Source organism: Pseudomonas saxonica (assembly GCF_007858365.1).
GTDB lineage: Bacteria > Pseudomonadota > Gammaproteobacteria > Pseudomonadales > Pseudomonadaceae > Aquipseudomonas > Aquipseudomonas saxonica.
In genome coordinates this window covers 246,154-258,518 of the sequence record NZ_VFIO01000003.1, presented here as the reverse complement: position 1 = coordinate 258,518, position 12,365 = coordinate 246,154, and the positions used below count along the sequence as shown (strand labels likewise).

Below are 12,365 nucleotides of genomic sequence, written 5' to 3'. Positions count from 1 at the left end.
GAGCAATAACGCGGGTTTTACGTGCGCTGCCAAAGTGACGTGGCTTTATCCGGTGTCCAGAACTCGATAGCGGTGTGCTGCATCACACAGCGATACGCCAGCCCGAGATAGGTGACGCTTGAGTTATCCGCATACCAGGTTTCTTGCTTCCACTCACTCTCACTGTCGCCTGAACCTGCCGTGCGTACAGGCAGAATGGCGCTTAATTCAGAGCTGTTACCCAGACTGTCTCTTGCCAGTATTTGATAGTTGTAAAGCGTGTCGGGTTGTAAGTTTCTATCGGTAAAAGGGGGGGCTTGGTTCTGACCTGCGGGTTTACCGTCACGGTAAATCCAATAATGAACAATCGGATTAGGGCCTGTTGACAGTTTCCAGTCCAACGCAATTTCAGTTTTCGTTATGGCAATCGATAGGACGTCACTCGGCGTTGAGGGTTTTTCCGGGTTCGGCGTTTCACCGCCCGCTATAAATCCGTAGCGTGTTATAAACTCCCAATCATAAGGGACGCCTGATTTAGTCTTCCCAGCGTCCCAATTAATCGACCACGTCATAAGGCCTTTTATTGGCAGTTCGGCGGCTTTAAGACGCTCCAGTGCCTTTATCACATCTTGTGGATTTGAGGCGTATCCATTGGCGGCGCCATCATTGTTGCTCGGCAAACCAATAACAAACTTTTCGTGAGGGATTTTTATATAGCCGCGTGTGCCTGTCACGATACTTTCGGTTAAATAATAGAGGAAGTCCTCTTTCACGGTGTCATCGTTTTGTTTTAAGTTGCCAAGTCCGTCAACCCATACGCCATCAGCGCCCTGATTATAAAATTGCGGCGCAATGAAATCATAATCACCTTCTAACGACGTGATGTAGGGGACGTAACTATTGTCGTTGCGCAAGTAGGGAAACTCAGGCGCCATGCTCACAATAAAGTTTTTGCCCTGTTCGCGATATAAAGATTTCACTCGCTTGAGGGCAGCGGGGATAACAGTTTGGTTGTCCCTGGCTATAATCGCCGCTTGCTCAAGATCTATATCAAGGCCATCAAAACCGTAAGTGTCTGTCAGATAAATAATGCGCTCAACCAATGCGTCTTCATCGGCGTTCGACAGTTCGATGTGTGCATCTGCTCCCCCTAAGGAGATGAGTACTGCACGGCCTTGGGCGTTCAGTACGCCTATTTGTCGACGGAACTCTTCATCCGTTTCGTTATAGGGTTTAAAGGTGGGGATGGGGTCTGTACTGCCTGCCGCAACTTTCATAAAGGCTACCGCTACGACATTGTAGTGTTCAGGTATATCGAGCAGTGACATGTTCTTGAAGGAGCCTTGCTGATAACCACTTCCGCTCCATTCGCCTTCTGCCCAATTATGCCAAAAGCCCATGATGATTTGTCGGTTACTCATGTCGGGCATTGTTGAGGCAGATAGTTGGTGGGGTACTGTGTTTTTAGATTTGGCAGGCATGTTGATCCCTCGACATAACAAAGCTCGGTAAGTTATCTGGTGCAATCAACGTGTTTATGAGTGCAATCAGATCGGTGATCTGCGAGCACTATTTATAAGCGTTTTGAAGACAGGGATCACTGTCAGAAATACCAGTTGGTTAGTGTTTTTTCGAATAGCCCGGTAATTTTAAAGACCGCTGAATAGCGCGCCGTGCTTTTTCTTTCGAACAACAAAAAGCCCCGCCTGATTTCTCAGGCGGGGCTTTTTCTCAAGCGCTTACTGCATCGACGAACGCGGCGCTACCGGCTGGTTGTCGTTGGAGATGGTCACTTCAACGCGGCGGTTTTGAGCACGGCCCGAATCAGTAGCGTTGCTCGCTACCGGGTATTCCTTGCCATAGCCCTGGGCCACGATGCGGGTAGGATCTACACCAGCCTTAACCAGAGCCGCACGCACTGCCTCAGCACGACGCTCAGACAAGGTCTGGTTGAAAGCAGCCGAGCCGACGCTGTCGGTGTAACCCTCAACAATCACCTTGCGATCCGGGTTCTGGATCAGGTAGTTGGCCAGCGTGTTGATGTTGTTGCGCGAGTTGGGTTGCAGATTGGACTTGCCGAACTGGAACAGTACGTCGCCAAAGGTCACCAATGTACCGCGTTCAGTTTGCTTGGCATTCATACCGCGAAGCGCTTTGATCTGGGCGTCACGCGCATCCAGCAGGGCCTGTGCACGGTCGGAGCCGGAGTTCTTCAGTTTGTTTTCAGCTGTGCGCAACGCGATGGTTTGCTTGGCGACTTCAACACGCTGGTTGGTCAGGTAAGCCAACTGGTCGACTTTCGAGTCGTCCTCTTTATTCATGTAGGCCTTTTCAGCCTTGTCCAGCCACTCGCTGGCGTCTTTGGTTTCCAGAGCGGCAACCTTGGTGGCTTCAGGGTTGGTTTGCAGGGCCGAGAAGTTGGTCTTGGCATTTTCCAGGTTGACGTTTGGCTGGTGCGAGCACGCGGCCAGACCTACGCTCAGGGCCAACAGGGCAGGAATCATGACTTTATTGCGCATAATGTTTAGTCCTTTCTATCAATTAGGAATGCTGGGTCGTCAGGTGCAGTCAAAAAGGGCGGCGATTACTTATTAAGGCCGCGCATGCCTTCTTGACGCAGTTGCTGAACGGCTGTCTGAGCATCCTGTGCAGCTTTCTCGGCTTTTGCAGCCTGCGCTTTGCGTTCTGCTACACGAGCATCCCACTCCGCCTGTTCGGACAGGCGACGGGCGTCTTCGTAGTTTTTGTCATGCATGGCAAGCTCTGCTTCTTTGAGCTTGTCCTGGGCCGCTTTCATTTCTACCGGGGCGTATTCCGTAGCCCCGGCACTCACGGCGTTATTCACAGCGGACTGAGTGACGGCGTATTGCTCTGTCGGTGGGTTACCCGCGCAACCGGCCAGAACGAAGCTGGTACCGATTGCCAGGGCAGCCAGTTTCAGACCGCGCAGGCGAGGTGAGGTGGTTTTGACAGTGCGGGTCATCATGGTCTTCAACTCCATTGGGAAGCTCCTTAAAAAAACTGATTCCATCACCCCGAAGCGCCAGCCAGAGGGTTGGAACACACGTTCCAGCAGTGATGGTTAATGGGTGTGACCCGAGCGGTTTTTGAATAGTTCAAAATAAAAGGTGGCAATTGGCCTAAAAAATTCCTGACTGATTGGTCAGGCATTTAATCCCCCATTTCACGCTTCAGCGCCTTGTCAAAAGCAGCCTTTGCAACGACTCTTGAGGCACGAACATCCCCGCTCACTGCCGGAGAATTTGCTGATGACCGATATTGATGCACGCTTGCGCGATGATGTTCACCTTCTGGGTGAGCTGTTGGGCCATACGATTCGTGACCAATACGGCGACGCATTTCTCGCCAAGATCGAGCGGATTCGCCAAGGTGCCAAGGCAGACCGGCGCGGCACTACCGGTGAGGAATTAAGTGAGATTCTGGACGCCCTGAGCGACGATGAAGTGCTGCCTGTAGCGCGGGCGTTCAACCAGTTTTTGAACCTGGCCAATATCGCCGAGCAATACGAACTCATCCATCGGCGTGAAGAGGGTCAAGCCCAGCCCTTTGAAGCTCTGGTGTTGCCTCAGTTGCTCGATCGTCTGCTGGCTGAAGGGCATGAACCCGAGGCGCTGGCGCGGCAAGTCAGTGGTCTTGAAATTGAACTGGTACTGACGGCGCATCCCACTGAAGTGACCCGGCGTACGTTGATCCAAAAGTACGACGCGATTGCCGAACAGTTGGCCGCTCAAGATCACCGTGATCTGACCCTTGCCGAAAAATCCGAGATTGAACAACGCTTGCAACGGCTGATTGCCGAGGCTTGGCACACCGAGGAAATTCGTCGTACCCGGCCAACGCCGATCGATGAAGCCAAGTGGGGCTTTGCGGTGATCGAACATTCACTTTGGCACGCCGTACCGCACATGTTGCGCAAGGCAGACAAAGCGCTGCATGCGGCCACCGGCTTGCATTTGCCGCTGGAGGCCGCACCGATCCGCTTTGCTTCCTGGATGGGCGGCGACCGCGATGGCAATCCGAATGTGACCGCCACCGTAACCCGCGAAGTGCTGTTACTGGCTCGCTGGATGGCCGCTGATTTATACCTGCGCGACATCAACAAACTGGCGGCCGACCTGTCGATGCAACAGGCTACGCCGCAATTGCTGGCGCAGGCGGGGGAGAGTGCCGAGCCGTATCGTGCGGTCTTGAAACAACTGCGTGAACGCTTGCGGGCCACCCGCAACTGGGCGCATAGCGCGTTGGGCACGTCGCAAGACGCTGGGCCAGAAGTGCTTCAAGACAATCGCGACCTGTTGGCGCCGTTGCAGCTGTGCTATCAATCGCTGCACGCCTGTGGCATGGGCGTGATTGCAGACGGCCCGTTACTCGATTGTTTGCGCCGCGCCGTGACCTTCGGCCTGTTTCTGGTGCGCCTTGATGTGCGTCAGGATGCAGCACGACACGCCTCGGCCATGACAGAAATCACCGATTATCTCGGGCTGGGACGCTATGAAGACTGGGACGAGGATGCCCGTCTTATTTTCCTGTTGCGCGAGCTGAGCAACCGCCGCCCGCTGTTACCCGGTTACTTCAAGCCCAGTGCAGATACCGCAGAGGTGCTGGCTACGTGCCGTGAAGTGGCGGCTGCCCCGGCCGCTTCTTTAGGCTCCTATGTCATATCGATGGCGGGCTCGGCCTCGGATGTACTGGCGGTGCAATTACTGCTTAAAGAGGCCGGCCTTGAACGCCCGATGCGCGTTGTTCCGCTCTTCGAAACCCTGGCCGACCTGGACAATGCCGGGCCCGTGATTGAGCGATTGTTGCTGTTGCCGGGTTATCGGGCGCACCTGCAAGGGCCGCAAGAAGTGATGATCGGTTACTCCGACTCGGCCAAGGATGCAGGCACCACGGCGGCCGCCTGGGCGCAATACCGTGCACAGGAAGCGTTGGTCAATATCTGTCACGAACAAGGGGTTGAATTGCTGCTGTTCCATGGCCGTGGGGGCACAGTGGGCCGTGGCGGAGGCCCGGCGCACGCAGCTATCCTGTCGCAGCCGCCGGGCTCGGTGGCGGGGCGCTTCCGTACCACTGAACAAGGGGAAATGATCCGTTTTAAGTTCGGCCTGCCGGACATTGCCGAGCAAAACCTCAACCTGTATCTGGCGGCAGTGCTCGAAGCCACCTTGCTCCCGCCACCTCTGCCAGAGCCCGCTTGGCGGACGTTGATGGACGAGTTGGCGGCCGACGGGGTCAAGGCTTACCGTGGGGTCGTGCGCGATAATCCGCAGTTCGTCGAGTACTTCCGACAGTCCACTCCGGAGCAGGAATTGGGCCGCTTGCCGCTGGGCAGCCGCCCCGCCAAACGTCGCGCTGGTGGCATTGAAAGCCTGCGAGCCATCCCGTGGATTTTTGGCTGGACCCAGACTCGCCTGATGTTGCCCGCTTGGCTCGGCTGGGAAACAGCGCTGAATCAGGCCCTTGCGCGCGGTGAAGGTGAGCAGTTGGCGCGCATGCGTGAGCAGTGGCCGTTCTTTCGCACGCGTATCGACATGTTGGAAATGGTGTTGGCAAAAGCGGACGCTGACATCGCGCGGCTCTATGACGAGCGTCTGGTGTCTGCCGAGTTGCTGCCATTGGGTGTGCAGCTACGCGACTTATTGTCGCAGGCGTGCTCCGTGGTCTTGGGTTTGACCGGCCAGTCTCAGTTAATGGCGCATAGCCCCGAGACACTGGAATTCATCCGTTTGCGCAATACCTACCTTGACCCTCTTCATCTGTTGCAGGCCGAACTTCTGGCCCGCTCTCGACGCCAGGAAGCCACTCAGGACAGCCCTCTGGAACAAGCGTTGCTGGTCACTGTGGCCGGGATCGCAGCGGGCTTGCGCAATACCGGTTAAGCCCTGTCGACGCGTCTGCGCGCAGAGCCAAGGGCTGTTTTGAGGCCGATCTCGGCGCGCAGACGATTCTTTTCAGTGGGGTTGCACCCTGTGACACCAGGCCGCAAGGGTGCATTTCCTAGTACTTTTTCCTACTTTGGCCCGCTTGTGTGGGCCGGGACGGCTGTGTATCTTGGTCAGCCCTTGGCCGTTTTGACGACCATAATCCGATTTTGAGATTGGCCCAAAGAGGCGAGTCTGCTGTCACTTAAATAAAAAATTGAGGAGCACATCGATGCGCGTAATTCTGCTGGGAGCTCCCGGGGCCGGTAAAGGTACTCAGGCAAAGTTCATCACTGAAAAATTTGGCATCCCGCAAATCTCCACCGGCGACATGTTACGTGCAGCCGTTAAAGCCGGAACCGAACTGGGTCTGATCGCTAAAAGCGTAATGGACAGCGGTGCTCTGGTTTCCGATGACCTGATCATCAATCTGGTCAAGGAACGTATTGCTCAGGACGACTGCAAAAACGGTTTCCTGTTCGACGGTTTCCCACGCACCATTCCGCAAGCTGAGGCGCTGGTCAAAGCGGGCGTTGAACTGGATCACGTGGTAGAAATCGCAGTCGAAGACGAAGAAATCGTTCAGCGTATTGCTGGTCGTCGCGTTCACGAAGCGTCGGGCCGTGTTTATCACACGATCTACAACCCGCCTAAAACAGAAGGCAAGGACGACGTGACGGGCGAAGCGCTGGTACAGCGTAAAGACGACACCGAAGAAACCGTTCGCCATCGTCTGTCTGTTTACCATTCGCAAACCAAGCCGCTGGTAGATTTCTATCAAAAGCTTTCGGCTGCCCAAGGCAAGCCAAAGTACAGCCACATCGAAGGTGTTGGTTCAGTAGAGGCGATCACGGCCAAGGTGCTTGAAGCCCTGAGCTGATAAGTCGGTTTTGCTTTGTGACAACAGCCCGCTTGCGGGCTGTTGTTGTTTATACTGCTGCACTTTTTCCACTTTTGATTTTGACGGGAACACCGATGAGCACCTTGCTGGCCCTGGATACCGCGACTGAAGCTTGCTCTGTTGCCTTGCTGCACGATGGCAAGGTCACGAGTCACTACGAGGTGATCCCGCGCCTGCATGCGCAAAAGCTGTTGCCGATGATCAAAGACCTGCTGGCCGAGGCTGGTATCGAGTTGTCAGCGGTGGATGCGATTGCCTTTGGTCGTGGGCCGGGCGCCTTCACCGGTGTACGGATCGCCATTGGCGTGGTGCAGGGCCTGGCCTTTGCACTGGAGCGTCCGGTGTTACCGATCTCCAACCTGGCGGTACTGGCCCAGCGGGCTTTTCGTGAGCATGGCGCGACTCAGGTGGCGTCGGCGATTGATGCGCGCATGGACGAAGTGTACTGGGGCTGCTATCGCGAGCAGGCAGGCGAAATGTGCCTGGCCGGTGTCGAAGCGGTATTGCCGCCCGAGGTGGCCGCTTTGCCTGATGGCGCCAGTGGTGAATGGTTTGGCGCGGGCACCGGCTGGGGTTATGCCGAGCGCTTGAGCCTCAAGCCTTATGCGATGGACGCAGGCATGTTGCCTCACGCCGAAGACCTGCTGGCCCTGGCGCGCTTTGCTTGGGCGCGTGGTGAAGCCATTCGCGCAGATGACGCGCAGCCCGTGTATCTGCGCGACAAGGTAGCGACCCCCAAAGCCCGGCCGTAAACCGTACTTCCGGCGCGAGCCCGTTGCGGTGCCATAGCGGCGTATTTGCTAACTTCGGCCAACGCCGCTAAATTGCCGTTATCGCTCCCGAGCATGCAGTCATGCGCATAGACGGCTTTTCCTCACAGTCTTACCCCATCAAGCGCAAGCCGCGTAAAGGCCAAACGCTGATTGATGAGTCGGTGGACGACCAAGACACGGCGTTTGAAAGTGCCCCCCAAGCCACTCGAGCGTCACCTTCGGGTGATCGTGCCAGTCCGCTTGCGGTGCGCTCACAAGACATGATTTTTCAGCGCGGCATGAGTAAAAATGCGGCCAGTGCATTGGCCAGCTACCTGACGACGGCAGGTTTTGTCGATTGGGAAATAGAAGTGCTGGGGTTGGACCTGTACATTTGAGCGCATGAATGATGCCCCTCTGCCTTATTACCTCGGTTGCCCGTCCTGGAGTGAAAACGCCTGGCGCGAAGGCCTGTACCCACACAATGCCCGCCCAGCCGATTTTTTAAGTCTGTACGCGCAAGTCTTCAATGCGGTGGAAGGCAACACGACCTTCTATGCCCGTCCTGCACCTGCCACGGTGACGCGTTGGGTGCAAAGCTTGCCGGAGCACTTCCGGTTTACCGCCAAGTTTCCCCGGGATATCAGTCATGGGGGGGACTTACGCCAGCACCTTCATGCTGCGCAAGACTTTGTGCACTTGTTACAGCCCTTGGGAGGGCGTGTAGCGCCATTTTGGCTACAATTCCCGGCCAGTTTCGGGCCACAGCGTTTGGCCGAGTTGGTGAGCTTTATAGACGCTCTTGAGCGGCCATTGGCCATAGAAGTGCGTCACCCGGAGTTCTTTGCCAGGGGCGATGCCGAAAAGCGGCTTAACCGATTGCTTTTGGAGCGTGGGGTCGAGCGCATTTGCCTTGATCCACGGGCGCTGTTCAGTTGCACCTCAACCGACCCCGCCGTGCTTCACGCTCAAGCGAAAAAACCCAGAGTGCCGCCACGTCCGGCAGCTTTCACGAATTTTCCGCAAGTGCGCTTTATTGGTCGGCCAGAGCTGGAGGCCAACGATCCGTATTTAATCCCATGGGTTGAAAAAGTAGCGGGCTGGATTGAAGAAGGGCGTACCCCTTACGTGTTTCTGCACACCCCAGATAATCATCGGGCACCTGAGTTGGCGCGACGATTCCATCAGCAGTTGAGCGATCGATTACCCGGGTTGCCTGCGCTACCCCATTTGTCTGACCCGCACGCGAGCGAGCAGTTGGGGCTGCTTTAGGCCGCCAAACGCAGGTTGTTGATGATCAATGGCCGTGCCCAGCCCATATCGAAGTCCATCGCCCGTTGTTGTTCAATCAGCGTCAGGGGGTCGTATGGCTCGGCGGGCTTGTCGAGCAAATCCAGCTCGAATTCGGCAATGGGCAGGTGTAACGGTCGCGGCTCAGGAGCCGGGCCGGGATCAGGCAGAGGATGGCCCAAAGCCATAACGATGGGGCGTACCCAGGTCGTTGTGAAATCCTGCTGACGTTGTTGCTCGATGAGTTCTTCGGGTGGCCAGGGCGTGGCGGGCGGCGGTAACAAGTCCAGCTCAAACTCGGCGATGGGTAGAAACAAGGCTTCGGGCGGTTGTAGCTCGGTGTCCTCGACCTCGCACTGACGTTGGGTCACGATAGTGCCCAATACCTCACTGCCGCCTTGAGGCTCAACATTGTCATCTACGGCCAGTGGCTCGCTGCCCGTTGTGGGTGCGTCTTGGGTTGTACCCTGTTCGGCCAACGCCTGGGCGTAGAAGTCCCTCCACAGGTGATTGACGCTGCCTGTGATCTGCGAATTGTGCCGGCCAAAGTCGCCAATCGGGGCGATAAAGCCAATAGATGTGGAATGAATGTCTGACATAGCTCTCGGTCGACGCCCAGCTCTGGCAAAATGCCGGATATTTCATTTATCGGCAGCGTTTGCCGATCATTAAATTTTTGAGCGTGTTTTTAGATGATTGAGCAAGCAGCGGGCTGTCGTATCAAAGTCGAAGCATTGGGCGAGGCGTATCAGGCCTTGGCCGAGCAGTGGGCTGAACGTCTGGTTCTGCCCTTGGACGAGGCGCAAGCCGACTTTGCGTTGCAGGTTGGGGAGCAAGGTTTGCAGTTGCAACAGCTGGGCCCTGATGCACCGGGGCCGGTGCGGGTCGATTTTGTCGAAGGCGGTGCGGCTCATCGTCGTTTGTTTGGCGGCGGCACCGGGCAAATGATTGCCAAGGCTGTCGGTATTCAGCAAGGCGTTCGCCCGCGGGTGCTGGACGCCACGGCGGGTTTGGGTAAAGACGCCTTTGTGTTGGCCAGTCTGGGGTGCGAGATGAGCCTGATTGAACGTCAGCCATTGATTGGTGCGCTACTGGAGGATGGTCTGGCGCGCGGGCTTGATGACTTTGAGGTGGCGCCCATTGTGTCGCGTATGCGTTTGCTCAAAGGCAACTCGATTGACGTAATGCGCAACTGGGAGGGCGAGCCGCCACAGGTGATCTACCTTGACCCCATGTTTCCGCACCGTGAGAAAACGGCATTGGTGAAGAAAGAAATGCGTCTGTTCAGGCCTTTGGTGGGGGATGACAATGATGCGCCGGCGTTGCTGGAGGCTGCATTGGCCTTGGCGAGTCACCGTGTTGTGGTTAAACGACCGCGCAAGGCGCCGTGTATTGCCGGGCCCAAGCCGAGCCATGCGCTGGATGGTAAATCGAGCCGTTACGATATTTACCCGAAAAAAGCGCTGAAGCCTTAAAGCCCCTCACCCTAGCCCTCTCCCAGAGGGAGAGGGGACTAAAGGCAAGAGCAGGTCTTCGCAACACCGCTAATCAGCCCCCTCTCCCAGAGGGAGAGGAGACTAAAGGCAAGAGCAGGTCTTCGCAACACCGCTAATCAGCCCCCTCTCCCTCTGGGAGAGGGTTGGGGTGAGGGCAGCGCCTAATGCGGTTTCAATCCGGCCGATAAGCCCTCATAAACATCCCCACCACATCCCGCACATGCGCCTCGCCAGCCTCTGCACTTAAGGGTTCACCATAGCCATACAGCAGGCGAAAGTTAGGCCCGCCCTTGATCAGGCAAAAGAAATGCTCCGCCGCATTGAGGGGCTTTTCAATCTGCAACTCACCCGTGTGGTGAATCTTGCTCAGCAGACGCTCCATCTCCAGCACGACCCGTTGAGGCCCCGCCTCAAAGAAAATTTGCGACAGTTTCGGGTCTTGGCTACCCAGGGTCATCATCAGCCGATGCAGGTTGAGTGACTCTTCGCTGTTGATCAATGTGTAAAAACCCCGGCCAATGTTTAACAGCACTGAATCAATCGGGGCACCTGCAGGCAACTCAAAAAACAATTCTGGTAACTGCTCTGAACACTTGGCCATGATCGCCGCCGAGAACAGGGTCTCTTTGTCGGTGAAATGGCTGTAAACCGTGAGTTTTGATACCCCCGCAAGGCCAGCCACCGCGTCCATGCTGGTGCTGGCAAAGCCTTTGCTCAGGAACAAAGTTTTAGCCGCTTCAAGGATTAGGTGGCGTTTTGCCATATCCTTGGGGCGCCCGGCAGAATTGGGGTTTAAACGATTGTCAGACATTTCTGTTTATTACTGGACTGGTGAGTTTGGTATTAATAACATGCCGCCCAGTATAAATATTCCAAGCCCTATTTGCGAAAGGTCATCTCCATGTTGCGCCACGCCTTGCCCCGCGCCGTGCCTGTCTTTTTGGTGTTTCTGTTAACCGCGTGCGGGCAAGAGGAGCCAGTACACGTCAGCACCAGCCCAGTGTTGGTGGTGCAACCGCAACCTTTCGCATTGGCCAGTCAAAGCTATCCCGGCGAGGTGCGCGCACGTTTCGACCCGCAATTGGCTTTTCGCATCGGCGGTAAAGTCACCCGGCGACTGGTCGACGAAGGGGAGCGGGTCAAGGCTGATCAACCCCTGGCAGAACTGGACCCGCAAGATGTGCGCTTGCAGTTGCAAGTCAACCGCGCGCAGGTTGCTGCCGGTCAGGCCAATTTGAATCTGGTGCGTGCAGAGCGTGATCGTTACAAAACCTTGCTCGATCGGCAGATGGTCAGCCGATCGCAATTCGATAACGCCGAAAACCTCTACCGCTCCGGTGAAGCCAAACTCCAGCAGCTCAAGGCAGAACAGGAAGTGGCCAGCAATCAGGCCAGCTATGCCGTGTTGCGCGCGCCTCAAGATGGCGTCATCGCCCAACGTCAGGTCGAAGTCGGGCAGGTGGTGGCCGCCGGGCAGACAGTGTTTACCCTGGCAGCCGATGGCGAGCCTGAAGTGCTGATCAGCTTGCCTGAGCAAGATTTCGCGCGCTTCAAGTTGGGGATGCCTGTTTCCGTAGAGCTGTGGTCTCAGCCTGACCAACGCTTCAGTGGTCGCATTCGTGAGCTGTCACCTTCGGCCGATCCAAAATCGAGAACCTTTGCGGCTCGTATCGCCTTCCAGGCAGGCAAAGTGCCTGCCGAGCTGGGGCAAAGTGCCCGTGTTTACATACAGGGCGAAGGGGCCAGCGCTCTCTCGGTGCCGCTGTCTGCCTTGAGTGCTGAAAATGGCGCTACGTATATCTGGCGTATCACTAAGGGCAATACGCTGGAACAGGTGCCGGTTCAGGTCGGGCCGTTTGGCGAGAAGAGTGTGCCTGTGCTCGCAGGCCTCAAGCCTGACGACTGGATCGTGGCTGCGGGGGGGCATGTGTTGCACTCAGGGCAAGAGGTGCGGCCGATTGATCGCTCCAACCGAACGATCAACGTGGCGGCCAAGGAGTAAGCC

Annotated in this window: 12 protein-coding genes; 7 read left to right on the top strand and 5 right to left on the bottom strand. The window is 56.4% G+C overall.

All coding sequences use genetic code 11. The features are described 5' to 3' along the window. Positions 1 to 17 precede the first annotated feature (17 nt). The 3 genes from FJD38_RS10910 to FJD38_RS10900 form a co-directional block, all read right to left on the bottom strand. Positions 18 to 1,460: a glycosyl hydrolase family 18 protein gene (locus FJD38_RS10910; protein WP_244302720.1), complete on the bottom strand. Its 1,443-nt coding sequence runs from the start codon at positions 1,458 to 1,460 to the stop codon at positions 18 to 20. A gap of 258 nt (positions 1,461 to 1,718) precedes the next feature. After that, positions 1,719 to 2,498, bottom strand: a complete 780-nt coding sequence (gene lptF, locus FJD38_RS10905; protein WP_122782451.1) for a lipotoxin F family OmpA-related lipoprotein LptF — start codon at positions 2,496 to 2,498, stop codon at positions 1,719 to 1,721. A gap of 65 nt (positions 2,499 to 2,563) precedes the next feature. Then, positions 2,564 to 2,965, bottom strand: coding sequence for a DUF4398 domain-containing protein (locus FJD38_RS10900; RefSeq protein ID WP_199750899.1), 402 nt, complete (start codon positions 2,963 to 2,965; stop codon positions 2,564 to 2,566). A 283-nt stretch (positions 2,966 to 3,248) separates the two neighbouring features. Here FJD38_RS10900 and ppc point away from each other — a divergent pair, with 283 nt between their 5' ends. The 5 genes from ppc (at position 3,249) to FJD38_RS10875 (ending at position 8,846) form a co-directional block, all read left to right on the top strand. Then, a complete protein-coding gene (gene ppc, locus FJD38_RS10895) occupies positions 3,249 to 5,879 on the top strand; it encodes a phosphoenolpyruvate carboxylase (protein ID WP_146385311.1) in 2,631 nt (876 codons plus the stop codon). Between the two features lie 274 nt (positions 5,880 to 6,153). Next, the gene (adk, locus tag FJD38_RS10890) at positions 6,154 to 6,801 is read left to right on the top strand and encodes an adenylate kinase (RefSeq protein WP_122782448.1); all 648 of its coding nucleotides are present in this window, start codon (positions 6,154 to 6,156) and stop codon (positions 6,799 to 6,801) included. Between the two features lie 95 nt (positions 6,802 to 6,896). After that, the gene (gene tsaB, locus FJD38_RS10885) at positions 6,897 to 7,574 is read left to right on the top strand and encodes a tRNA (adenosine(37)-N6)-threonylcarbamoyltransferase complex dimerization subunit type 1 TsaB (protein WP_146385309.1); all 678 of its coding nucleotides are present in this window, start codon (positions 6,897 to 6,899) and stop codon (positions 7,572 to 7,574) included. Between the two features lie 101 nt (positions 7,575 to 7,675). Beyond that, positions 7,676 to 7,972 carry a hypothetical protein gene (locus tag FJD38_RS10880; RefSeq protein ID WP_146385307.1) on the top strand — a complete coding sequence of 99 codons (297 nt, stop codon included), beginning with the start codon at positions 7,676 to 7,678 and terminating at the stop codon, positions 7,970 to 7,972. Between the two features lie 4 nt (positions 7,973 to 7,976). Beyond that, complete coding sequence (locus FJD38_RS10875) at positions 7,977 to 8,846, top strand: DUF72 domain-containing protein (protein WP_146385306.1); 870 nt, start codon at positions 7,977 to 7,979, stop codon at positions 8,844 to 8,846. Here FJD38_RS10875 and FJD38_RS10870 read toward each other — a convergent pair. Beyond that, on the bottom strand, positions 8,843 to 9,463 hold the full coding sequence (locus tag FJD38_RS10870) for an energy transducer TonB (RefSeq protein ID WP_146385304.1): 621 nt from the start codon (positions 9,461 to 9,463) through the stop codon (positions 8,843 to 8,845). The two genes, FJD38_RS10875 and FJD38_RS10870, sit on opposite strands and share 4 nt — an antisense overlap. 93 nt (positions 9,464 to 9,556) lie before the next feature. Here FJD38_RS10870 and FJD38_RS10865 point away from each other — a divergent pair, with 93 nt between their 5' ends. Further along, the gene (locus tag FJD38_RS10865) at positions 9,557 to 10,339 is read left to right on the top strand and encodes a class I SAM-dependent methyltransferase (protein ID WP_122782443.1); all 783 of its coding nucleotides are present in this window, start codon (positions 9,557 to 9,559) and stop codon (positions 10,337 to 10,339) included. Between the two features lie 193 nt (positions 10,340 to 10,532). Here FJD38_RS10865 and FJD38_RS10860 read toward each other — a convergent pair whose 3' ends face one another. Next, entirely contained in the window at positions 10,533 to 11,171 is a 639-nt protein-coding gene (locus tag FJD38_RS10860; protein ID WP_146385302.1) for a TetR/AcrR family transcriptional regulator, read from the bottom strand. A gap of 90 nt (positions 11,172 to 11,261) precedes the next feature. Here FJD38_RS10860 and FJD38_RS10855 point away from each other — a divergent pair, with 90 nt between their 5' ends. Continuing rightward, positions 11,262 to 12,362 carry an efflux RND transporter periplasmic adaptor subunit gene (locus FJD38_RS10855; protein WP_146385300.1) on the top strand — a complete coding sequence of 367 codons (1,101 nt, stop codon included), beginning with the start codon at positions 11,262 to 11,264 and terminating at the stop codon, positions 12,360 to 12,362. The last annotated feature ends 3 nt before the right edge of the window (positions 12,363 to 12,365 follow it).

Coding starts and splice junctions, on each gene's coding strand:
- FJD38_RS10910 (WP_244302720.1), bottom strand. CDS start 1,460: ATGCCTGCCAAATCTAAAAACACAGTACCCCACCAACTATCTGCCTCA.
- lptF (WP_122782451.1), bottom strand. CDS start 2,498: ATGCGCAATAAAGTCATGATTCCTGCCCTGTTGGCCCTGAGCGTAGGT.
- FJD38_RS10900 (WP_199750899.1), bottom strand. CDS start 2,965: ATGATGACCCGCACTGTCAAAACCACCTCACCTCGCCTGCGCGGTCTG.
- ppc (WP_146385311.1), top strand. CDS start 3,249: ATGACCGATATTGATGCACGCTTGCGCGATGATGTTCACCTTCTGGGT.
- adk (WP_122782448.1), top strand. CDS start 6,154: ATGCGCGTAATTCTGCTGGGAGCTCCCGGGGCCGGTAAAGGTACTCAG.
- tsaB (WP_146385309.1), top strand. CDS start 6,897: ATGAGCACCTTGCTGGCCCTGGATACCGCGACTGAAGCTTGCTCTGTT.
- FJD38_RS10880 (WP_146385307.1), top strand. CDS start 7,676: ATGCGCATAGACGGCTTTTCCTCACAGTCTTACCCCATCAAGCGCAAG.
- FJD38_RS10875 (WP_146385306.1), top strand. CDS start 7,977: ATGAATGATGCCCCTCTGCCTTATTACCTCGGTTGCCCGTCCTGGAGT.
- FJD38_RS10870 (WP_146385304.1), bottom strand. CDS start 9,463: ATGTCAGACATTCATTCCACATCTATTGGCTTTATCGCCCCGATTGGC.
- FJD38_RS10865 (WP_122782443.1), top strand. CDS start 9,557: ATGATTGAGCAAGCAGCGGGCTGTCGTATCAAAGTCGAAGCATTGGGC.
- FJD38_RS10860 (WP_146385302.1), bottom strand. CDS start 11,171: ATGTCTGACAATCGTTTAAACCCCAATTCTGCCGGGCGCCCCAAGGAT.
- FJD38_RS10855 (WP_146385300.1), top strand. CDS start 11,262: ATGTTGCGCCACGCCTTGCCCCGCGCCGTGCCTGTCTTTTTGGTGTTT.